Annotated in this window: 17 protein-coding genes; 9 read left to right on the plus strand and 8 right to left on the minus strand. The window is 67.0% G+C overall.

Translation table 11 applies throughout. The annotated features are described in order from the left end of the window. The 3 genes from G372_RS0104620 to G372_RS0104630 all read right to left on the minus strand — a co-directional run. Nucleotides 1–562 (minus strand): hypothetical protein (locus G372_RS0104620; RefSeq protein WP_020008833.1); only part of this gene is annotated, 562 nt, incomplete at its 3' end. Between the two features lie 288 nt (nucleotides 563–850). Further along, the gene (locus G372_RS0104625) at nucleotides 851–2,287 is read right to left on the minus strand and encodes a sigma-54-dependent transcriptional regulator (RefSeq protein ID WP_019623679.1); all 1,437 of its coding nucleotides are present in this window, start codon (nucleotides 2,285–2,287) and stop codon (nucleotides 851–853) included. Further along, the gene (locus G372_RS0104630) at nucleotides 2,284–3,819 is read right to left on the minus strand and encodes a sensor histidine kinase (protein WP_019623680.1); all 1,536 of its coding nucleotides are present in this window, start codon (nucleotides 3,817–3,819) and stop codon (nucleotides 2,284–2,286) included. Before G372_RS0104630 ends, G372_RS0104625 begins: the two co-directional genes overlap by 4 nt. 363 nt (nucleotides 3,820–4,182) lie before the next feature. On the opposite strand from G372_RS0104630, the gene G372_RS0104635 reads away from it, so the two are divergent. Continuing rightward, nucleotides 4,183–4,863: an MBL fold metallo-hydrolase gene (locus tag G372_RS0104635; RefSeq protein WP_019623681.1), complete on the plus strand. Its 681-nt coding sequence runs from the start codon at nucleotides 4,183–4,185 to the stop codon at nucleotides 4,861–4,863. 106 nt (nucleotides 4,864–4,969) lie between these two features. Here G372_RS0104635 and htpX read toward each other — a convergent pair whose 3' ends face one another. Together htpX and parC are read right to left on the minus strand one after the other, a co-directional pair. Continuing rightward, the gene (htpX, locus tag G372_RS0104640; protein ID WP_018865324.1) at nucleotides 4,970–5,857 is read right to left on the minus strand and encodes a protease HtpX; all 888 of its coding nucleotides are present in this window, start codon (nucleotides 5,855–5,857) and stop codon (nucleotides 4,970–4,972) included. A gap of 111 nt (nucleotides 5,858–5,968) precedes the next feature. After that, entirely contained in the window at nucleotides 5,969–8,230 is a 2,262-nt protein-coding gene (gene parC, locus G372_RS0104645) for a DNA topoisomerase IV subunit A (protein ID WP_019623682.1), read from the minus strand. A 108-nt stretch (nucleotides 8,231–8,338) separates the two neighbouring features. Between parC and G372_RS0104650 the strand changes: the two genes are divergently transcribed. Then, nucleotides 8,339–9,763 (plus strand): phospholipase D-like domain-containing protein, encoded by a 1,425-nt coding sequence (locus G372_RS0104650; RefSeq protein WP_019623683.1) that lies wholly within the window; start codon nucleotides 8,339–8,341, stop codon nucleotides 9,761–9,763. 107 nt (nucleotides 9,764–9,870) lie between these two features. Further along, nucleotides 9,871–12,762, plus strand: a complete 2,892-nt coding sequence (locus tag G372_RS0104655; RefSeq protein WP_019623684.1) for an EAL domain-containing protein — start codon at nucleotides 9,871–9,873, stop codon at nucleotides 12,760–12,762. Here G372_RS0104655 and G372_RS0104660 read toward each other — a convergent pair whose 3' ends face one another. Then, nucleotides 12,763–14,490: a diguanylate cyclase domain-containing protein gene (locus G372_RS0104660; RefSeq protein ID WP_019623685.1), complete on the minus strand. Its 1,728-nt coding sequence runs from the start codon at nucleotides 14,488–14,490 to the stop codon at nucleotides 12,763–12,765. Between the two features lie 156 nt (nucleotides 14,491–14,646). Here G372_RS0104660 and G372_RS0104665 point away from each other — a divergent pair, with 156 nt between their 5' ends. Then, on the plus strand, nucleotides 14,647–15,126 hold the full coding sequence (locus tag G372_RS0104665) for a DUF3293 domain-containing protein (protein WP_244263184.1): 480 nt from the start codon (nucleotides 14,647–14,649) through the stop codon (nucleotides 15,124–15,126). A gap of 54 nt (nucleotides 15,127–15,180) precedes the next feature. Here the strand turns inward: G372_RS0104665 and G372_RS0104670 are convergent, their stop codons facing one another. Continuing rightward, nucleotides 15,181–15,651: a DUF4149 domain-containing protein gene (locus tag G372_RS0104670; RefSeq protein WP_018860563.1), complete on the minus strand. Its 471-nt coding sequence runs from the start codon at nucleotides 15,649–15,651 to the stop codon at nucleotides 15,181–15,183. Between the two features lie 147 nt (nucleotides 15,652–15,798). Between G372_RS0104670 and G372_RS0104675 the strand changes: the two genes are divergently transcribed. Together G372_RS0104675 and G372_RS0104680 are read left to right on the plus strand one after the other, a co-directional pair. After that, complete coding sequence (locus tag G372_RS0104675) at nucleotides 15,799–16,875, plus strand: SO_0444 family Cu/Zn efflux transporter (protein WP_019623687.1); 1,077 nt, start codon at nucleotides 15,799–15,801, stop codon at nucleotides 16,873–16,875. After that, the gene (locus G372_RS0104680) at nucleotides 16,847–17,509 is read left to right on the plus strand and encodes an O-methyltransferase (RefSeq protein WP_018865316.1); all 663 of its coding nucleotides are present in this window, start codon (nucleotides 16,847–16,849) and stop codon (nucleotides 17,507–17,509) included. Before G372_RS0104675 ends, G372_RS0104680 begins: the two co-directional genes overlap by 29 nt. Before the next feature lie 22 nt (nucleotides 17,510–17,531). Here the strand turns inward: G372_RS0104680 and G372_RS13485 are convergent, their stop codons facing one another. Beyond that, a complete protein-coding gene (locus G372_RS13485) occupies nucleotides 17,532–17,948 on the minus strand; it encodes a hypothetical protein (protein WP_018865315.1) in 417 nt (138 codons plus the stop codon). Between the two features lie 101 nt (nucleotides 17,949–18,049). Between G372_RS13485 and G372_RS0104690 the strand changes: the two genes are divergently transcribed. The 3 genes from G372_RS0104690 to G372_RS0104700 all read left to right on the plus strand — a co-directional run bounded on the left by G372_RS0104690 (nucleotide 18,050) and on the right by G372_RS0104700 (nucleotide 21,464). Further along, nucleotides 18,050–18,628: a hypothetical protein gene (locus G372_RS0104690; protein ID WP_019623688.1), complete on the plus strand. Its 579-nt coding sequence runs from the start codon at nucleotides 18,050–18,052 to the stop codon at nucleotides 18,626–18,628. Beyond that, nucleotides 18,625–19,191, plus strand: a complete 567-nt coding sequence (locus tag G372_RS0104695) for a c-type cytochrome (protein WP_018865313.1) — start codon at nucleotides 18,625–18,627, stop codon at nucleotides 19,189–19,191. Before G372_RS0104690 ends, G372_RS0104695 begins: the two co-directional genes overlap by 4 nt. 215 nt (nucleotides 19,192–19,406) lie before the next feature. Continuing rightward, nucleotides 19,407–21,464, plus strand: a complete 2,058-nt coding sequence (locus G372_RS0104700; protein ID WP_019623689.1) for a putative bifunctional diguanylate cyclase/phosphodiesterase — start codon at nucleotides 19,407–19,409, stop codon at nucleotides 21,462–21,464.

A 21,464-nucleotide genomic window follows, 5' to 3' on the forward strand; every position in this document is an offset into this window, starting at 1 on the left:
GCGGAGGCATGCCGCCATTGCCCTCGTCGTCGTCATCTTCGTCCGCAGGGCCCGCAGCATCACCGGCCTGGACCATCTGCGGGGGCATACCGCCATTGCCTTCGTCGTCGTCATCTTCTTCGGCCGGAGGCGCACCAGCTTCACCCGCCTGGGTCAGCTGCGGGGGCATACCGCCACCATTGCCCTCGTCATCGTCATCTTCTTCGGCCGGGGGCGCACCAGCTTCACCCGCCTGGGTCAGCTGCGGGGGCATACCGCCACCATTGCCCTCGTCGTCGTCATCTTCTTCGGCCGGGGGCGCACCAGCTTCACCCGCCTGGGTCAGCTGCGGGGGCATGCCGCCGTTGCCCTCATCTTCGTCGTCGTCATCGGCCGGCGGTGCGGCAGGCTCGCCCGCCTGGACCATCATCTGGGGCGGCATACCACCCTGTTCTTCCTGTTCATCCTCGTCCGGTGCCTCGGCACCTTCGCCCATGCCCTGGGCTTGCGCGGCGCTCAGGCCACCGAGGGCGAACAGGGAACTCATGGCGATGGCAAGAGCAGATTTACGGAAAGTCGACATAGTGCTTCTCTCCTTCATTTGAAGTTTCAGCACAGTCAACGGAATGGGCTCGATTGGCTTTCGGTTGACTGCACCCAAGGAGATAGCAGGGCCCGTGCCAACAACGGCCAAAGAACTCGAGATCGTTTTTGTTCAGATACTTACAAATACACACGCTTTCACGGTGCGGACCTGGGTCACGGGGAAGCCCGGGTCAAAATGACACATGGGTCAGGGCGACCCGGGTCAGTACGGCCCATCGAGGGCAAGGGTCAGTCTGACAGGACGCACGACCACAAACACAGGCGCTCATTCCCGGGGAGAATCTGCCTCGCTCTCGCCGAGCTTGCGATAGAGCGTCTTGCGGCCGATCCCCAGTATGCGTGCAGCGCGCTGCTTGTTGCCCTCCACATGCTCCAGGACCCGGCGTACATAGGCCTGTTCGACCTCGGCCAAACTGGGCCAGTGACTGTCATCGCCGGTTCCGGGTACCGGCAGACCGGCGCCGGAAACAACCCCGGACGATTCATGCGATCCGCTCGTGGCCTCTGACTGGCGCACACGCTCGGGCAGATCCCGCAGCTCGATCACCTCGCCGGTTGCGAGGGTCGCCGCACGCTCCATCAGGCTGGCCAGCTCGCGGACGTTCCCGGGAAAGCTGTAGCGCAGCAAGGCGCGCATCGCCTCGGGACTCAGCTCACGCGCGGGTAGCCCGCGCGCCAGCGCCTGTTCGCGCAGGAACTGCTGCGCCAGGCGCTCGATGTCATCCCCCCGTTCGCGCAGGGGCGGTATCTCGATGCGAAAGGTTTCGAGGCGGTAATAGAGGTCCTCGCGGAATTGTTCCTGGCGGATCCGTTCCTGCAGGTCCTGGTGTGTGGCGGCCACGATGCGCACGTCCGTCTCGATCTCCTCGTTCGAGCCCACCGGGCGGACCCGCCCGTCCTGCAGCAGCCGCAGCAGCTTGCTCTGCATCGCCACCGGCATCTCGGCGATCTCGTCCAGGAACAGCGTGCCACCATCGGCTTCCGTGAAAAGACCCCGGCGCGCGCCCTTGGCCCCACTGAAGGCCCCGGCGACATGCCCCAGCAGCTCCGACTCCAGCAGGGTCTCCGGGATCCCCGCGCAGTTCAGCGCAATGAACGGCCCGTTGGCGCGGTCACTTTCCGCATGCAGGGCGCGGGCAACCAGCTCCTTGCCGGTCCCCGATTCGCCGGTAATGAGCACGCTGCCATCGGCCGCGGCGATCCGCCGAATCAGGTCGTGCAACTTGAGCATGGCCGGGCTCTTGCCCTGCATTCCATGGAAGCTCTCGTCGGCAGCGAGGACCTCGCGATACTGGCGCACCTCCGCCCGCAGGCGGCGGGCCTCGGCGACCCGCTCGGCCGCCAGGCGCAGGTGGTCCAGATCGACCGGCTTGGTCAGGAAGTCATCCGCACCCGCCTTCAGTGCCGTCACGGCCTGATCGATGGTGCCGAAGCCAGTGAGCATGATGAACCCGGGTACCGGCACCGTGTCGCGCGCCACCTCCAGAACGCGGAAGCCATCGGCACCGGGCAGACGCAGATCACTGACCACCAGCGAAACGGTTTGCTGGCGCAGGACCTGCTCGGCCTCCTCGGCCGACTCCACCGCGGTGACCGTATAACCCACCTCGGCCAGTTCCTCGGCCAGGAGCTCGCGATGGCCCCGGTCGTCCTCGACGATCAGCACGCGATCGTTCAGTTCGTCACCCCGGGACATGCTCATGCCGCTCCTCCACCTGTTGCCTGCGCGTCCTGGACCGACTCCGACCCGGACGGTTCCGACTCCCCTTCGCGACAGGCGCCGGAAGCGAGCGGCAGCGTGACTACAAAGCGCGTGAGTTGCGGGTCGTCGCGATCCAGCCTTACCTGACCGCCATGATCCTCCAGCGCCACCTGTGCGACCGCCAGCCCCAGGCCAGTCCCCTCGCCCGTCGGCTTGGTCGTAAAGAAGGGTTCGAAAAGGCGTTCGGCCTGCTCATCCGAGATGCCGCGCCCCACGCGCGGGCCGTCGTCGGCCACCACGAATTCGAGCGTGTCGCCCTGGCAAGACCAGCTCACCCGTACGCATTCGGCAGCGGCCTGCGCGGCGTTGTCGATCAGGTTCTCCAGGGCCTGCCCCAGACGCAGCCGGTCGGCCGCCACGGTCAGCGGCCCTCCATCCAGATCAAAGCGTACCCGCTCGCGGCCCTTGCCACGCTCCTGCACGCGCGCCACGATCTCGCGCACCAGCCCTTCCAGTTCCAGCGGGCGCTGCTGCAGTGGATTGCGTCGCGCGAAATCCAGGAGCTGGCGCACGATAATCTCCACGCGCTCGAGTTCGGTCTGCAGTTCCTTCATCTCCTTGTGCGCGGGTTCGCCCTCGGGAAGTCGTCGCGCGGCGCGCTGGGCGCGCCCGGCGATAATCCCCAGGGGCGTGCCCAGTTCGTGCGCGACCCCGGCCGCCAGCTGGCCGATGGCCGCCAGCTTTTCCGAGTGACGCAGTTTTTCCTCCAGCCGCGCCTGCTCCTCACGCTGGGCCTGCAACGCGGCCTCGGAGGCCTCGCGGCGCTCCAGCATCCCGTTCATCGTGATCGCCAGACGGCGCAGTTCCCAGGGGCCCTTCTCCGGGGCTCGCAGCCCGCGCTGGCCCTCGCCGATATCCCGCATGGCGCCGATCAGGCGCGCCACATGACGCCCGACCGCACGATGGTGGCCAATCAGCACCACCAGCAGGAACAGCACGCTGACCGCCAGCATCACCATGCCTCCCTGCCAGCGCAGCTGCGAGACATAGGCGCGGAACGGCGAGACGTCGCGGGTCACCTGCAACAGACCGACGATGCGCCCGGCGGAGTCCGACAGCGGCAGGAAGAACGAGAACACCTCGCGTCCCTGGTGCTCGTCGAACGCACCGAGGCTGCCGGTCTCGCTGATCGCCTGGGCCTCGCCCGGGTGGCGGATCGTGGGGCTGGGCGGTCCGCTGGTAGCGACCATGTCGCCCTGGGCGTCATAGACGTAGACGCCAAACACCTGGTCGATCTGGAACAGCGAGTCCAGTGACTGCTGCACCGTGGTCACGTCCTGATCCATCATCGCGGTGGCTACCGGCAGGCGAATGGAGCGTGCGACCAGCTCGATATCGGCCTGCATGCGGTTTTCCATCTGGGTCTGGAACTCCTGCAGCCCGAGCGTCACCGTACCCCCGACCACCAGCAGCAGGGGCAGCAGGACAAACAGCAACACCGCATTGCGCAGACTGTTCAGGCGTGTGGGCATCGGACGTTCGGGGGCCAGGACATCGCTGCCATGTTAGGCAGGGCTTTGGCGGGATGCGAATTCCGGGCAAAAAAAAAGCGCGGGTCGAAGCCCGCGCCAAGAAAACCACCAAAGGAGGATGGAGGAGTCCGCTGATGCTGACAGGGGGTCAACAAACAGCGTATGCAAATCTTCTAATATAGCGATCTTCTTGTCAAGCGGCCTCGTACGCAGGGGGTCGTACTCGTGGGCCACTCCGCTCGACCGCTTTTTTCAAGACCTGCACACCCTTAAGGACGCAGAGGCGCGCGTTCTATTCCCGGATTCTCGTCACGAACTGAAAAAAGGCACAATCGTGTTCTCACTACGGATTGATGCAGCCCTATGCTCCGCCACTTGAGCCATCCCGTGACCGCGCTGGCCCAGAACGCCACCCTGATCTGGTGCGACCGGACACTTGCCGCCGCCTGGGTGGACCCCGGGGCCGAAGCCGACACGTTGATCGAGATCGCAAGGCGAGAAGAAGTACGGCTGGACTGCATCCTGCTAACCCATGGCCACCTCGACCACGTTGGTGCGGCTGCCGAGATGGCCCGGCGCTGCAACATCCCGATCCTGGGCCCACAGGCCGAGGATGCCTTCTGGCTGGATCAGCTGCCGATGCAGTGCCAGATGTTCGGTTTTCCCGAGATGCCTGCGCTGGTACCCGACCGCTGGCTGCACGATGGCGAGAAACTATCGCTGGGCGAGACAACGCTGGAGGTACTCCACTGCCCGGGGCACACCCCGGGTCATATCGTGTTCTTCGATCGCGAAAGCCGCCTCGCCCTGGTGGGTGACGTGCTGTTTCATGGTGCCATCGGGCGCAGCGACTTCCCGCGCGGCAACGGACCGCAACTGATCGAATCCATCACCCAGCGCCTCTGGCCGCTGGGCGACGATGTGCGCTTCGTCCCCGGACACGGTCCGGAGTCGACCTTCGGGGAGGAGCGCCGCAGCAACCCGTTTGTCGGGGATGCGGCTCTCGCCGCTGGCGGCCAGCCTGGCCGCGGACGCTATTATTGATGCGTTTCGCTTCGCTCAACGCATCCTACGAGCGGACCCGCCCCCAAACGAAGAAGGCCGCCCTGTGGGCGGCCTTGCCGATTCCTGCCTGACGACCCGATACGGATCAGCTGTTTGCCCGCAGCGCCGCGATGCGCTGCTCGATCGGCGGGTGGCTCATGAACAGCTTCTTCAGCCCCTGGGCCATGCCCCCACGGATGCCGAAGGCGGCCATCTGATCGGGCATGTCCACCGGACGTCCCGACGCGCGCGCCAGCGACTCCAGCGCACCGATCATCTTGTCGCGACCGGCGAGCTTCGCGCCCGCCTCGTCGGCCCGGAACTCGCGCTGACGGGAGAACCACATGACGATAATCGAGGCGAGGATCGCCAGGATGATCTCGGTGACGATGGTCGTGATCCAGAACGCCGGGCCATGGCCCGCCTCGTTCTTGAACACCACGCGGTCGACGAAATGACCGGCCACACGTGCCAGGAAGATCACGAAGGTGTTCACCACGCCCTGGATCAGCGCCAGCGTGACCATGTCGCCATTGGCCACGTGCCCGACCTCGTGGCCCAGCACAGCCTCGACCTCGCCCTGGCTCATGTTCTGCATCAGCCCGGTGCTGACCGCGACCAGCGCGTTGTTCTTGCTCATGCCGGTAGCGAAGGCGTTCGGGTCCGGGGAGTCGTAGATGCCCACCTCCGGCATGCCGATCCCGGACTCGCGGGCCTGGCGCTGCACCGTCTCCACCAGCCACTGCTCGGTCGCATTGCGCGGCTTGTCGATCACATGGACCTTCATGGTCTTCTTCGCCATCCACTTGGAGATGGCCAGCGAGATGAAGGAGCCGCCAAAGCCGAACACCGCGGCAAAGATCAGCAGCGCATTGAGGTCGAGGTGGACCCCCTCCTCGTCGAGGATGCGCTCCACACCCAGCAGGCGCAGGGTGATGCTGAGCACGATAATGATGGCGAAGTTCGTCGCCAGAAACAGCGCAATACGTTTCATGAAGCCTTCCTGTACTCCATCAATTAAATCTTCGGGATGTGCTTATAGTCGGGGCATGGCCGCAAAATTCAAGCCCGACCCCCTCCACAGACCACGGTTGGTCCCCGCGGTTCAGGCCGGACGCACCTCCATCCAGTCGGCGTTCTGGTAGCCGCGCGGCAGCTGGCGCCCGCGCCGGGCGCGCTCGCCAACGTACTCCGCCCACTCGGCCGGGGCCAGCGCCTTGAAGCGCTTGCCGGCGTGCACGACCAGGGTGTCCTGCGGCCCCAGCACGGCCACGTCGAGCACCCGTTCGGAGCTATCCTTGAGGGCCGCGGACGGGATGCCGATCAGCTTGTTGCCCTTGCCGCGCGCCAGCTCCGGCAGCTCGGTGGCCGGGAACAGCAGCAGATAACCACGCGTGGTGACGACGGCGATGTGATCCTCGTGCGGGTTGCGCACCGGCGCCGGCTGCAGCACGGCGGCCCCGTCGGGCACCGTGAGCACGTTCTTGCCGGCCTTCTGCCGCCCCAGCAGATCGCCCAGCTTCGCGACGAAGCCGTAGCCGTGATCCGAGCCCAGCAGCCAGCGGTCTTCCTCCGCCCCGGTGGCCATGCCGACAAACCGCGCGCCCTCCGGCGGATTCACGCGGCCGGACAGTGGCTCGCCCTGCCCGCGCGCGGACGGCAGGGTATGGGCGGGGATGGTATAGGTGCGGCCGGTGGAGTCGATGAACACGACCGGCTGGTTGCTGCGCCCGGTGACTGCGGCCTGGAAGGCATCCCCGGCCTTGTAGTTCAGGCCGCGGGCGTCCACGTCGTGGCCCTTGGCTGCGCGCGCCCAGCCCTTCTCCGACAGCACGATGGTCAGCGGCTCGGTGGGCACCAGCGCGGATTCGTCCAGCGCCTGCGCGGCGGCGCGCTGGACCAGCGGCGAGCGGCGTTCGTCGCCGTAGTCCGCGGCGTCCTTCTCGATCTCGCGGCGCACCTGGGTGCGCAGGCGACGCTCCGACCCCAGGGTCTTCTCCAGCTGGTCGCGCTCCTGCGCCAGTTCATCCTGCTCGCCACGGATCTTCATCTCCTCGAGCTTCGCCAGGTGGCGCAGCTTCAGCTCCAGGATCGCCTCGGCCTGGATGTCGGACAGGCCAAAGCGGCTCATCAGCTCGGGCTTCGGTTGGTCGTACTCGCGGATGATCGCGATTACCTCGTCGATGTTGAGATAGGCGATCAGCAGGCCTTCCAGCACATGCAGTCGCGCCTGCACCTTCTCCAGGCGCCACTGCAGGCGCCGGCGCACGGTCTCGATGCGGAAGTCCAGCCACTCCGACAGCAGCCCGGCCAGGTCGCGCACCTGCGGGCGCCCGTCAAGGCCGATCACGTTCATGTTCACGCGGTAGGTCTTTTCCAGGTCCGTGGTCGCGAACAGGTGCGCCATCAGCGCCTCGACATCGACGCGGTTCGAGCGCGGGGTGATCACCAGGCGGGTCGGGTGCTCGTGGTCGGACTCGTCGCGCAGGTCCTCGACCATTGGCAGCTTCTTCGCGCGGATCTGGCTGGCGATCTGCTCCAGCAGCTTCGCCCCGGAGACCTGGTGCGGCAGCGCGGTGACCACGAGGTCGTCGCCTTCGCGTTCATAGCGTGCCCGCGCGCGGATCGAGCCCTGCCCGGTCTCGTAGACCCGGCTCAGCTCGGCGGGCGGGGAAATGATCTCGGCCTCGGTGGGAAAGTCCGGCGCGGGCAGGTGCTCGCACAGCTCCGCGACCGTCGCCCTGGGGTTTTCCAACAGGTGCACGCAGGCCGCGGCCACCTCGCGCAGATTGTGCGGCGGGATGTCGGTGGCCATGCCCACCGCGATCCCGGAGCCGCCGTTCAGCAGCACGTTCGGCAGCCGCGCCGGGAGCATCTTCGGCTCCTCCAGCGCGCCGTCGAAGTTCGGCACCCAGTCCACCGTGCCCTGCCCCAGCTCCGAGAGCAGCAGCTGTGCGTAGCGCGACAGGCGTGACTCGGTGTAGCGCATCGCGGCGAAGGACTTGGGATCGTCCGGCGAGCCCCAGTTGCCCTGCCCGTCGACGAACGGGTAGCGGTAGGAGAAGGGCTGCGCCATCAGCACCATCGCCTCGTAGCACGCCGAGTCGCCGTGCGGATGGAACTTGCCGAGCACGTCACCGACGGTGCGCGCCGACTTCTTGTACTTGGCCGTGGCCGAGAGCCCCAGCTCGCTCATCGCGTAGATGATGCGGCGCTGCACGGGCTTGAGTCCGTCGCCGATGTGCGGCAGCGCACGGTCCAGGATCACGTACATGGAGTAGTCCAGGTACGCCTTCTCGGTAAAATCCTTCAGCGGCAGCTGCTCGCCACTGTTGGCGAACAGGCTGGGGGTCTCGATATCGGTCATCGGCTCTCTCGAAGGGCGGATGGATCACCATGGCGGCCTTTTACCGCACGCCCGGCCCGCGTACTGTAGCGATCACGCCGCCACCGTTCCATTCCCGGGGAGAATGCCGTGCTGGGTACCGGCTGGACCGCCAGTATCACTGCCTTTGCCGCTTTTGCACTGGCCGCCGCCAGTGTGATGCACGCACTGCTCCAGCGCCGCGAGACCGGCACTGTCATCGCGTGGGTGGGCCTGATCGTTCTGCTGCCGGTGGCAGGATCGATCCTGTACTGGATGTTCGGGGTCAACCGCATCCGGCGCCGCGCCCACGCCCTGCGCGAGGGCCATCTGCTGGTCGACCCCGCGGCGCACAACACCAACGAGACGGGCATTCCGCCACGCTGGTCACGACTGCTCGGCTGTGGCGATCGGCTCGCGCCGTTTCGCGCCAGCACAGGCAATTCGGTACGCCCGCTGCTCAGCGGAGACCAGGCCTACGCGGCGATGCTCGAGGCGATCGATGGCGCGTCACAGAGCATCACCCTGGCGACCTACATCTTTGATTACGACGTGGTCGGACAACGCTTCGTGCGCCACCTCAAAGCGGCCCGCGACCGCGGTGTCGAGGTGCGTGTGCTGATCGACGGTATCGGTGCCCGCTACAGCCGCCGCAATACCCTGCGTTTTCTCAGGCGGGCCGGCATCCCGGCCGCCGCCTTCATGCCCGTGCATCACCTGCCGCGCACCCTCGCCGCATTCAATCTGCGCAATCACCGCAAGATGCTGCTGGTGGATGGCGAACACGGCTTCACCGGCGGCATGAATATCCGCCGCGGGCACAGCGCGAGCGATCCGGGACCGCACCCTATACAGGATCTGCACTTCGAGGTTCGCGGACCGATCTGCCTGCAGCTCCAGCGGATATTCGCGGAAGACTGGCAATTCAGCACCCAGGAGAAACTGGAAGGTGCACCCTGGTTCCCGGAGATGTCGCGCCCGGCCGGTGCGCTCTTGTGCCGCGCCCTGCCGGACGGCCCCGATGAGGACTTCGAGGTCATCAAGTTCACCCTGCTGGCCGCAATCGCGGAGGCGCGCGAACGCATCACCGTGGTCACGCCCTACTTCCTGCCCGACCTGGAGCTGCTGGGGGCCCTCAAGGCCGCAGCGTTACGGGGTATCGAGGTTGATCTGCTCCTGCCCGCACGCAACAACCTGCGCCTGGTCGAATGGGCCGGCCGCCCGCTGCACGGAGAGATCCTCACGCGCGGGTGCCGCATCTGGCTAACGCCCCCTCCGTTCAACCACTCCAAGCTGATGCTGGTCGACCGTGAATGGATCCTGGTGGGATCGGCCAACTGGGACCCGCGCAGCCTGCGGCTCAACTTCGAGTGCAACCTCGAATGCCTGGACCGCGAGCTGGCACAACAGCTGGCCGACTGGGCGGAGGACCTGCGTTCGCGTTCCCACCCGCTGACGCTGGACGATGTTCACGCCCGCAGCCTGCCCGCCCGACTGCGCGACGGCGCCGCACGCCTGCTGACCCCGTACTTGTAAGTCGCCCCCGCGGCGCGCAAACCGGCCCCGGCTGTGCTTAACTCTCAAGAGAGTATGGGTTTTCGCCGCTAACACTAAAGGGAAAACCCTGACCCAGGGGGTCGATCATGGACGGTCCACTGATCGCAGCGCTGTACCTGCTCGCCGGGCTATGCGTATACGCCACGGCGACCCACCTGCTGCACGCCACCCAAAGCCTGCGCCGCGCGGAACACCTGCTGTTTGCCGCGATGTGCCTGCTGGTTGCAGGTGCCGCGATCAGCGTTGCCCTGTCGTACCAGGCAGCAACCATTGAGGCCTATACCGGCCCCATCAAGGCGTATTACGCCCTGATCGCGCCTCTGTATGTGCTGTTCGCTGCCTTCATCGCCCGCTATACCGGCACCCCCGCGCGCGGCCTGCTCGTAATCCTGGGGGCCCTGGTGGTCGTCGTCTGGGTCGTCAATGTCCAACAGCCCTATGGGTTGCAGCTGGGCGAGGCCGCGGAGCTGCGCACGGTGACCCTGCCCTGGGGCGAGACGGTATCGCTCGCGGCAGGCCCCTCGAGCCCGTGGTTTCTGCTGGGGCTGTCCGGTCTGCTGCTGGTGTTCGGCTTCGCCCTGTGGGCACTGTTGCATCGGTGGCTGCGCGAGGGTGGCACGAGCCCCCTGGTCCTGCTGGGAGCGATCGTGCTGTTCCTGCTGGGGACGGCCCAGGGCGCCCTGGTACGGCTTGGTGCCATCGATTCCATTCCCCTCGCGGTGTTCGGCTATCTGGGTATGATCCTGGTCATGAGCCTGGCGCTGCACCGGGAGACCCAGGAACGCGTGCGTGAATCGGAACACCGCTTTCGCGACCTGGTGCAGCAAGCCCCCGTCGCGGTAGAGGTGCTGACGCCCGAGGGCCGAGTGCGCCAGGTGAACGCCGCCTGGGAAGCGATGCACGGGCGCGATGGCGAACGCGTGCGGGATTCCAGCGTGTTGCACTGCCCTGATCCCATCGACGGACGCATCACCGAGGCGGTCCGCGCAGCGGCTCGGGGCGAACGGCAGTACATCGGGCCGTTTGCTGATCGAACGGGGCTCGACCCTGTCACCCAACAGGCGGGGAACCGCTGGTTGAAGGGTTGCGTTTACCCCCTGAAGGACCACCGGGGCGAGGTGCAGGACGTCATCGTGATGCAGGAGGACATCACGCTCGCCCGGCGTGGCGAAGAGGCCCTGCGCGTGATCGCCCAGGGTTTTCGCGCCCACGACCGGGAGAGCTTCTTCCAGAATCTGGTACTGCGGCTGCGCGAGGTCTTTCGTGCCGACTATGCCCTGGTGGGTGTCAATGTCCCGGACATGCCTGGCCATATCGAGACAAAGGCACTTTGTCAGGGTGGCGAGCTGGTGGACAACATCCGCTACGCCCTGACCGGAACCCCCTGTGACGAAGTGCTCGCGCGCGGCCTGTGCGTCTACCCCGACCACGTTCAGGAGCTATTTCCGCAAGACGGGCTCCTGGTGGAGATGGGGGCTCGCAGCTATCTCGGGGCTCCCATGCTCGACAGCCAAGGGCGCGAGCTCGGACACATCGCCATCGTCAATCGCTACCCGCTGGACGAGACCGAGCAGGCAGCCGGCATCCTCGAGATCTTTGCCGACCGGGCCGCGGCCGAACTCGAACGACTGGAAGGCGAGGAACATATCCGCCGACTTGCCTATCACGACCCGCTAACCGGCCTGGCCAATCGCACCCAGCTGCACGATGCGCTGACCCGGGATCTGGATCTGGCCTATCACGGGGGCCTGCATGGCGGGCTCATCCTGATCGATCTGGACCACTTCAAGACCATCAACGATGCCCTGGGGCACGCGGTCGGTGACACCGTGCTGGCCGCGGTCGCCGACCGCCTGCGCCAGAACGCACCCGAAAAGGCGCTGGTGGTACGCCTGGGCGGAGACGAGTTCGCCACCCTGATCCATCCCCGACGCGCATCACGTCAGGCGACCGAGGCCACGGTCAACGCCGCGGCCCACCGGCTGCTGGACGCCCTGCAGCACCCGATTGTGGTGGGGGAACGCACCTTCAGCGTCGGCGCCAGCCTGGGCTGCGTGCTGTTCCCGGACGCAGGTCAGACCTCCTCGGATGCCTTGCGCCATGCCGACATCGCGCTGTATCAGGCGAAGCGGGCGGGACGCGGTGGAGTGCAGTTCTACCGCCATGCCCTGCAGGACGAGGCTCACGCCCGCCTGCAGATCGAGGAGGGGTTGCGCCAGGCCCTGGCGAACCGGGAGATGCATCTGGACTACCAGGCCCAGTTCGATGCCCAGGGGCATTTGATCGGTGTCGAGGCACTGTTGCGCTGGACACACCCGGGACTGGGCCCGGTCAGCCCGGCACTGTTCATCCCCATCGCCGAGGAGACCGGGCTGATCCACTCCATCGGCACCTGGGTCATCGAACACGCCCTGGATAACCTTCGGGGCTGGCACGCCCGGGGCCTGCCGCTGCCGCCTCGCGTGGCCATCAACATCTCGCCCTGGCAGCTGGCCCGCCCCGATTTCGTCGAACAGCTCAGGGAGCGCGTGGAGGCTACCGAGCTGGACCCCGGCCGGATCACCCTGGAGGTGACCGAGTCGGGTCTGCTGCGCGACCTGTCCGACGCCATCGCCAAGCTGCGGGCCCTGCGCAAGTTCGGTGTCCAGGTGGCACTGGACGATTTCGGCACGGGGTATTCGTCGCTGGCCTATCTGCGCGATCTGCCGCTGGACGAGCTCAAGATCGACAAGTCGTTCATCGACGAGCTGGTGCACAAGGGCGAACAGATGCTGATCGAAAATATCCTCGATATCGGCCACAACATGGGCCTGCGGGTGATCGCCGAGGGCGTGGCGCAGGAGGCCCAGCGCCAGCGCCTGCTGGCCCTGGGCTGCACACGTTTCCAGGGGTTCCTCTACGGCGAACCGATCGCGGAAGACGAATTCGCGGCCTGGCTGGAACGTAACGTCACCCCGGCCGTGCACCGCCAAGGCTGATTAGCGAGTCTCCAGACCAAGGCCACAGCCCAGTGGCCCGCGCCGGCGATGCCGCGTACCCGCCTGGCTGACGCGGCTGACATCGACCTGTTCGTGCAGCACGATTCCACCGCCCCCGGCCTCCTTGGCCGCATACATCGCACGATCCGCCTGCAACATCAGGCCCTCCGGGTCCGCACTGTCATGCGGGTACAGGGCCGCGCCCATGCTGAGCCCCACGTGCACCGCCTCGCGATTGACCTCGATGGGCTCGGCAAAGCGTTCAATCAGTTTCAGCCCGACCCCGAGCAGGGCATCCGGGTCGTCCATGTTCTCCAGCAGGATCACAAACTCGTCACCGCCCATGCGGGCCACCACATCGCTCTCGCGCACCCCTTCGCGCAGGCGCCCGGCCACCGTCACCAGCACCACATCGCCCGCGTCGTGACCCAGGCGGTCGTTGATTGGCTTAAAGCCGTCCAGGTCGCAGACCACCAGGGCCAGCCCCGTCTCGTTGCGCTGGGCACGGCGCATGGCCTGGCGCAGGTGTTCCTGGAACAGGCTGCGGTTGGCAAGCCCGGTCAGCGAATCGTGATGGGCCTGATGCCAGAGGCGTTCCTCGGAGGCCTTCTCGAGGGTGACATCCCGCACCATTCCCAGGACCTGCAATGGCCGGCCCGTGTCGTCACGGGCGATCTCGCCTTCCACGCGCACATGACGCACCCCACCATCCGGACGCACGACCCGGTGATCGACGCGATACACCGCCTCGCTGGCCAGCGCCTGGTTGATGGTGCGCCGTGCGCGCGCGCGGTCATCGGGATGCACCGCATGGATGTAGGACTCGAAGCCCGCCTCGTTCAGTCTGGGATCCAGCCCGAAGAGTTCGAACACATGGGCGGACCAGTTCAACTGACCGTTGCGGATATCCCAGTCCCAGAACCCCGCACCTGCGCTGCGTTGTGCCTCTTCCAGGCGCGCCGTGGTCTCCTCGAGCTCCGCCGTGCGGCGCGCCACTGCCGCCTCCAGCCCCCCCTGGGTCTCGCGCAGGCGCGCCTCCACTCGCGCACGCTCGCGCAACTCTTCCTGCAGCGCCTGGTGGTTGCGCCGCAGGCGATAACGCACACGCCCCCCGAGCAGAACGATCAGAACGGCCGCCAGAACAGTCGCCCAGAGCATCCATTCCTGGCTTTGTTCATGGCGTTGCGCCATGGCCTCGATCGCCTGGGCGTTGTCGCGGTGAAAGTTCTCCAGGATGCGTTCCATCTGCCCCAGGACTTCCTCCTGGATCGGCATCAGATCGGCGTACAGCATGCCCAGGGCCTCGTTACGGTCCCCGACCAGCGCGAGATCGACAATATCTTCGAGCAGCGGGGCGCCGATCGAAGTCAGCTCGCGCAACTCCTGCATGCGCTGGCGATCCGCGGCCCCTTCCGCCTGCGCCTCGGCCGCCGCCAGCGTCTCGACGAACTGGGGCGCGAGATCGCGAAACTCCCGGTGATAGCGCTCCTGCAGCGCGGTGTCCTCCGCGCTCACCACCAGCGAGGCGCGCAGCACTCGCTCGCGCACCAGGCTGCGCATGCGGTGGACATGGTCGACTTTCTGGATGTGTTCCTCGGTGAGGGTCTGGATGTCCTGCTGCAGGTGTTGCACCCGCAACCAGCTGAAGACCGCGATTGCCGCGACCAGCAGCAGCACCAGCGCAAACACGCTGGTGATTCCCGGGACGCGCAGGCGATCAACGGACACGATCAGCCCGCCGGCCTTCCGGCCCCCGGGGCATGCGCCCGCGCAATCGTCGGGTCGTCACCGACCGCCCGGCAGGTCTGAGTCCAATCCTTGACGCGCATGCTGTCCCCCTGTGTGATCGTGAATCCACACGACCACACGCGAGAGTGCCCCGGGATGGCGTCAAACTCAAGAGGGGACGGGACACCGATCGACACGCCCGAGACAAAGGTGGCGCTGACCCGGGCCTACGCCGCCACGCACTACCGGATCGAGGCCCCCGGGCAGACGTTGTTCCTGCGCATCGGCCAGCGCGACCCGCGTCTCGAGGCCGCCCTGCAGGCACAGGGGGTGAGCCGGGCCAGCCTGCTGACCGCATGGAACCCGCGCAGCCACCTTGTACCGGAGCCGGAGAACCGCGCGCGACAGGCCCGCCTCGAACGCGATCTCGCGCAGGCCGGCTGGCACTGCTGGCCCACGGTCCACCGGGACCCGGCCGGCCACTGGCCCGACGAGCCCGGCTACTGCGTGCTGGGGATGGGCGCCTCCGAGCTGGATGCCTGGCTGGTCGGATTCGACCAGAACGCGGCCGTAACGGTCGAACCGCCCAGCGTGCCACAACTGGTCTGGCATCCGGCCCTGCGGACAACGGATTGAGAGGACGCAACGCGGGCAACGCTGCGCCGGACAGCCGGCTGCCCGGCGCAGGCCTTATTGCGGCATCAGCGGACCACCGGAGGCCACGATGATGGTGACCAGCCCGATCAGGGTGTTGATGCCCACCAGCCGGCGGATCTGTCCCAGACGGCGCAGGCCCTCCGCGGTGTCATTGGCCGCGATCGCCTGGCGCATACGGCGGTACGGGGCGAATACCACATGGGCGAAGATCGCCATCATGATCAGGCCCAGCGCCAGCATGGTGTGCACGCTGGGATGCACGCTGTCCATGCCGCCAAACACCAGGAAGATCATGTGGAAGCCGGTGATCAGCAGCGCCACGACCGCCGCCCACACCCAGGGGAAGAAGCGCTGGAACACCTCTTCCCACAGGCGCAGCCGCGCCATGTCGTCGAGCTGCCGTGCCGCCGTCGGCCGCAGGAACATCCAGGCGAAGAACATCCCGCCCACCCAGATCACGACCGCCAGCACGTGCACCACGGTGGCCAGTGCATACCCTTCCATATTCCGCTCCTTGTCCGTTTCGGATGATTCCGTGGCGCAGTGTAGCCGGGCACAGCGGACTCTGCCGACCCCTGTCTCGCCAGCCACCATCCGTCGCTGCCCTCGAGGACTCTTGCAGCGGCGACGTCCCGAGACGACGATCGACCAATGATCGCCGCGATCCTGAGCGCTACGCTGGAACTCGCCCTGACGGCCGCCCCGTGGCTGCTGCTGGGCCTGGCCGCGGCCGGACTGGTCAAGGCCTTCCTGCCAGAGGCGGCGCTGCAGCGCTGGCTGGGCGGCACGGGTCTGGCACCGACCGCCCGCGCCGCCATTGCCGGGGCACCCTTGCCGCTTTGCTCCTGCGGGGCGATCCCGACCGCCCTGGCACTGCACCGGGGCGGCGCCGGACGGGGCCCGACCACGGCATTCCTGATCGGCACCCCGGGCGTGGGCGTCGACTCGGTGGCGATCAGCTATGCCCTGCTCGGCCCCCTGATGACCGTCGCCCGGGTCGCCGGCGCCGTGGTGACGGCCATCGCCACGGGCCTGCTGGTCGGGCGCACGCGCGCTCCCGCGGCGCATGCGGACGATACCCGGACGCCACAAGACTGCTGCACCGCGGCTTCCTGCGATGGAGGGGGAGCAGCATCCGCCACGGCGCCGGGCCCATGGACGCGCCTGCTGGAGGGCCAGCGCTACGCGTTTGGCGACGTGCTGGATGACATCCGTCTCTGGCTGGTGATCGGACTGTTCGTTGCCGGGGCGTTGCTGGCCCTGGTGCCACCGGCCGCACTGGCGGAATATGGCAGCGGGCTGCCGGCCATGCTGCTGCTCGCCGTGATCGGCATCCCGATGTACCTGTGTGCGACCGCGGCCACCCCCATCGCGGTCGCCCTGCTGGCGGCCGGGGTTTCTCCTGGCGCCGTGCTGGTATTCCTGCTGGCCGCCCCGATCACCAGCCTGGCGACCCTGGGCGTGTTCCGGCGGGAACTGGGCAACGCTGCGCTGAGTCTTTACTTACTGGGCATTGGCGCCAGCACCATCGCGCTGGGTCTGATACTGGATGCCGGGCTGAGCGCGACCGGGCTGAGCCCCGGGATCACCCCGGGACAGGCCACCGAATGGATCCCGCCCGCTGTCGAGTGGGCCGCACTGGTCGTGCTGATGGTGCTCGCCCTGCATCCACTACGCTGGCCATTGATAAGGAACCGTGATGTCCAACCGTTCGATCGGACTCGATGACCGCCTCCAGGCCTATGTGCTGGACCGCTCGCTGCGCGAGTCCAGCCTGCTCGCGGAGCTGCGTGCGGAAACCGCGGGGATGCCAGAGCACAACATGCAGATCGCCCCCGAACAGGGGCAGTTCATGGCCCTGCTGGCGCGTCTGATCGGGGCCCGGCGCTATCTGGAAGTCGGCACCTTTACCGGCTACAGCGCACTGGCCGTAGGGCAGGCCCTTCTCGAAGGCGGCGAGGTCGTCTGCCTGGACAACAGCGAGGCCTGGACCGCGATCGCCCGGCGTTACTGGGACCGGGCCGGCCTGGACGCGCGCATGGACCTGCGCCTGGGCGATGCACGCGCAAGCCTGCAGCAACTGGAGGCCGAAGGGCAGAGCGAGCGCTTCGATCTTGCATTCATCGACGCGGACAAGACCGGTTATCCGGCGTATTTCGAGGCCTGCCTGCGACTGGTCCGCCCGGGCGGACTGATCATGGTGGACAACACGCTCTGGCATGGCCAGGTGGCCGACCGGGACTGCGATGACGAAGACACCCGGGCCATCCGCGACTTCAATCAGGCGCTGCATCGCGACGAGCGCATCGACCTCTCGCTGGTACCGATTGGTGACGGCCTGTCCCTGGCGCGCCGCCGCTAGCGACCGGTCGCGAAACGACAGATCAGCGGCAAAGCCCGTCGCCGGACAGTCCTCGGCGGCAGATCACGCGCCGCTCCACCCCGGTCACCGCCCAGCCGTCCTCGCGTTCACGGAGGGTCAGCCGGTATTCGTGATCGCGCACGGCATCGTCGCGCAGGTTCTTGACGAAGACCTCGGCCCGCTCCCGCCGCTCGTAGCGGATTTCGAGGCTGGAATAGTCCGTGCCCAGACCCTCGCGCCAGCCGCTGGCATCCACCCAGTCCATCACCGCCGCCCCCGGCGTCGCGGCCGGTTCGAGTTCCGGGATCTCGAGTGGCTTGCGTTCGGTCGGCTGCGGCTGGAACACGTCGGTCGCGCCCTTCTGCTCCGAGGGAAATGGCGCACACCCCGCCAGCAGGCCCATTACCAGCACCGCCCCGATAACCCGTTTGTCGCCCATCGCGTGCCTCCGGTCGCAAATCCATCGCCGATTGCAACAAATTGCACGGCGCAAACGTCCTATCATCACATGACCACAAGCCCATTCCCACGGGGGATACGATGATGGACCACATCCGCACAACAGGACTCGCCCTGGTGGCCGCTGCCGCACTGGCGCTCAGCGCACCACTCGTGCTGGCCGAGGAGCAGGCCGCCGAGGACGAAACCGCGACCGAAATGGAGGAGCTGCGCGAAGACTGGGCGCAGACACGCGAAGAGATTCAGGCCGATGCCGAACAGGACCGCGAAGCGGCCCGCTCGCGCTCCCGCGAAACCCTGGACACAATGGACCAGCAGCTTACGACCCTGCGCGAACGCACCCGCGAGGGCTGGGACGATCTGAGCGATGCCACCCGCGAGCGCCGCGAACAGGCCTATGACGCCCTGGTACGCGAACGCGACAACCTGGCCGAATGGTCCGCCGAGACCCGCGATCGCTCCGCCGGTGCATGGGAGGGAGTGCGCGAAGGGGCCCGCGATGCCTGGGGCGGCGTACGCGACGGTTCACGCCAGGCCTGGGATTCGGTACGCGACGCCTTCCGCGGCGAACGCGCGCCAGCCGAACAGGACGACCCGGACGCTGTGGAGGCCCCGCAAGAACCGGCCGACACCGACGATCCGGCACTGGAGGGCGAATGAGCCCAAGCCGACACGGACGCCGGCTACCCTCGCTCCTCCCTTCCCTGGCCGCGCTGTTCGCCAGCGCGGCCCTGGTCGGGTGCGACGGTCTGCCAGGCCTAGACACCACCCCAGAACACCATAAGCAGGACTGGGACGAAGAAACCCTGCAATTCGGTGAACGGCTGTACATGCAGCACTGCGCGGTCTGCCACGGCGAGAATCGCGAGGGGGCGGAGAACTGGCGCCACCGCGACGAAGACGGCTACCTCCCGCCCCCGCCCCTGGACGGCAGCGCCCATACCTGGCACCACCCCTACTGGCAACTCCGGGACATGATCCGCTACGGCGCCGAACCGCGGGGCGGGGCCATGCCCAGCTTCGAAGACACGCTCTCCTACGACGACGTGGAGGCCATCATCGCCTACCTGCAAGCGCAGTGGCCCGACGAGATCTTTGAGGCGTGGACCCAGTACGACCGCAACCACCCGACCCAGGAGGCCTGGGAGGAAGAAATGGGCGAACCCTGGATCACCCACGAGTCGGATCCGCGCAGTCATTCCACGGGACACGAACATCCCTGAAGGGTTGTCTGGCAGGGATTGCCCGCACCCAACTGCGGCTCGCGAGGGCCATAGCCACCTCCAGGCAGGGGAATAGCGGCTTGCGCCACGGCGTCTCCCGAGATGTAACGCCCGGAAAGGGTTATGATCCGCCGCGTTCACACCCAGGGTATGGAAACACCAGGGACGCCCATGCACGATGCAGCCAGTGGCCGCCGCGAACACGGAAACCGCCCATGAATCGCCGCCGTAGCGACGTAATCCCGGAGGATGAGCGGTTACGTCTGGAAGACCTGGTCCGGGAGGAGCGCGAGGCCCGTCGACGGGCCGAATCGCTGGCGGAGACCCGCCTGCAGGACCTCTATGCGAAGCAGCAGCAGATCGAGCTGCTCAACACCATTGCGTCCGCCGCCAATCAGTCCGACTCCATCGCCGAAGTCCTGCGTACGGCGTTGTCCGCAATCGGCCAATTCCTCGACTGGCCGGTGGGCCATGCCTACCTCGCGCGCAAGGCCGCGAACGGCGAACTGGAACTCAGCCCTACCGGCATCTGGCACCTGCACACGCCCGACCCCGTCGAGGCTTTCCGCGAATGCACGGAGGAGACGAACTTCGCGCCTGGACAGGGCCTGCCCGGACGGGTCCTCGAACAGCGTGCCCCGGTCTGGGTCGAGAACCTGGAACGCGACCCCGATTTCCGCCGGCACGCGGCGGCGGCCCTGAGCGGCCTGCGCTCCGGCTTCGCCTTTCCGGTCCTGATCGGACACGAGATCGCCTGTGTGCTGGAGTTCTTCGCCGCCGAGACCGAACCCGAGCAGCCGGAGGTGCTGGCCTTGCTGGCTCAGACCGGTGTGCAGCTGGGCCGGGTCGTCGAGCGCAACCGCCACGCCGAGCGGCTGATCCACCATGCCTCGCATGACCCGCTGACAGGACTGCCCAACCGGCGGCTGTTCCACGATCGTCTGGAGCACACCATCGCCCGTTACACGCGGGAGCCGGAATCCCTGTTTGCTGTACTGTTCGTCGACCTCGACCGCTTCAAACTCGTTAACGACAGCCTCGGGCACACGGCCGGCGACGAACTGCTGACCCAAGTGGGGCAGCGCCTGCTGACAGCCCTGCGCCAGAACGACACCGTCTCGCGTCCCGGCAGCGACCACAACACCCGGCCCGACGACACCCTCGCGCGCCTGGGCGGCGACGAGTTCACCATCCTGCTGGAGGGGCTGCACGATCCGGTGGATGCGCTGCGCGTCGCCGAGCGCCTGCAGGCGGTACTGCACGAACCTTTTTCGGTGGCCGGCCAGACGGTCTATGTGACGGTCAGCATCGGTATCGCAACGCGCCCCTACGGCCGCGCGTGCCCGGTCGCCGGAACGGATGGGGAAGGCCCGACCCGCGCCGAGGACCTGATGCGCGAGGCGGACATGGCCATGTACCGTGCCAAGTCGCTCGGCAAGGCCCGTTGCGAATTCTGCGACCCCGGCATGCAAACCGAGGCCCTGGAGAGCCTGCGCCTGGAAACCCATCTGCGCGAATCGGTGGAACGCAACGCCTTTGTCGTGCACTACCAGCCGATCATGTCCCTGGCGAACAACCGCATTACCGGGTTCGAGGCCCTGGTGCGCTGGCAGCGAGACGGCGAACTCCTGTTCCCGGACCGCTTCATCCCGATCGCGGAGGATGCCGGGCTGGTCCATCTGATCGACATGCAGGTGCTGTACGCGGCCTGCGCCCAGCTACAGACCTGGAATGCGCAACGCAGCGGTCCGCCGCTCACGATCAGCACCAACCTCTCGGCGCGCCAGCTCACCCGCCCCGAGCTGGTGGACGAGGTCGCGATGATTCTGCGCGGAACGGATACGCCACCGGAGCAACTGCGCCTGGAAATCACCGAGACCGCGACGCTGGGCAACCTCGACGAACTCATCGCAACCCTGAAAGGCCTGAAGGCCCTGGGCGTCAGCCTCGCCATGGACGATTTCGGGACTGGCTATTCGTCGCTCAGCTATCTTCACCGCCTGCCACTGGACATCCTGAAGATCGATCGTGCCTTCGTGGCCGGACTGGACCGCGACGAATACAGCCAGCGCCTCGTGCAAACCGTGATCAACATGGCGCGCAATCTCGGCCTGGAGGCGGTGGCCGAAGGGGTCGAGAGCAATACCCATGCGGCCACCTTGCGGGCGCTCGGATGCGCGCGTGCCCAAGGATACTATTACTCCCGCCCCGTCCCTGCCGCAAAGGCCGACGCACTCCTGGCGGCCGACCAGCTTCCACTGGATGCCACCTGA

This window comes from Thioalkalivibrio thiocyanoxidans ARh2 (assembly GCF_000385215.1).
Lineage (GTDB): Bacteria > Pseudomonadota > Gammaproteobacteria > Ectothiorhodospirales > Ectothiorhodospiraceae > Thioalkalivibrio > Thioalkalivibrio thiocyanoxidans.

What these genes read in the sequence shown, in the direction of transcription:
- G372_RS0104695 (WP_018865313.1), top strand. Translation starts at nt 18,625, where the DNA reads ATGAGCCCAAGCCGACACGGACGCCGGCTACCCTCGCTCCTCCCTTCC.
- G372_RS0104675 (WP_019623687.1), top strand. Translation starts at nt 15,799, where the DNA reads ATGATCGCCGCGATCCTGAGCGCTACGCTGGAACTCGCCCTGACGGCC.
- G372_RS0104700 (WP_019623689.1), top strand. Translation starts at nt 19,407, where the DNA reads ATGAATCGCCGCCGTAGCGACGTAATCCCGGAGGATGAGCGGTTACGT.
- G372_RS0104655 (WP_019623684.1), top strand. Translation starts at nt 9,871, where the DNA reads ATGGACGGTCCACTGATCGCAGCGCTGTACCTGCTCGCCGGGCTATGC.
- G372_RS13485 (WP_018865315.1), bottom strand. Translation starts at nt 17,948, where the DNA reads ATGGGCGACAAACGGGTTATCGGGGCGGTGCTGGTAATGGGCCTGCTG.
- G372_RS0104670 (WP_018860563.1), bottom strand. Translation starts at nt 15,651, where the DNA reads ATGGAAGGGTATGCACTGGCCACCGTGGTGCACGTGCTGGCGGTCGTG.
- G372_RS0104630 (WP_019623680.1), bottom strand. Translation starts at nt 3,819, where the DNA reads ATGCCCACACGCCTGAACAGTCTGCGCAATGCGGTGTTGCTGTTTGTC.
- G372_RS0104625 (WP_019623679.1), bottom strand. Translation starts at nt 2,287, where the DNA reads ATGAGCATGTCCCGGGGTGACGAACTGAACGATCGCGTGCTGATCGTC.
- htpX (WP_018865324.1), bottom strand. Translation starts at nt 5,857, where the DNA reads ATGAAACGTATTGCGCTGTTTCTGGCGACGAACTTCGCCATCATTATC.
- parC (WP_019623682.1), bottom strand. Translation starts at nt 8,230, where the DNA reads ATGACCGATATCGAGACCCCCAGCCTGTTCGCCAACAGTGGCGAGCAG.
- G372_RS0104690 (WP_019623688.1), top strand. Translation starts at nt 18,050, where the DNA reads ATGATGGACCACATCCGCACAACAGGACTCGCCCTGGTGGCCGCTGCC.
- G372_RS0104665 (WP_244263184.1), top strand. Translation starts at nt 14,647, where the DNA reads ATGGCGTCAAACTCAAGAGGGGACGGGACACCGATCGACACGCCCGAG.
- G372_RS0104635 (WP_019623681.1), top strand. Translation starts at nt 4,183, where the DNA reads ATGCTCCGCCACTTGAGCCATCCCGTGACCGCGCTGGCCCAGAACGCC.
- G372_RS0104680 (WP_018865316.1), top strand. Translation starts at nt 16,847, where the DNA reads ATGTCCAACCGTTCGATCGGACTCGATGACCGCCTCCAGGCCTATGTG.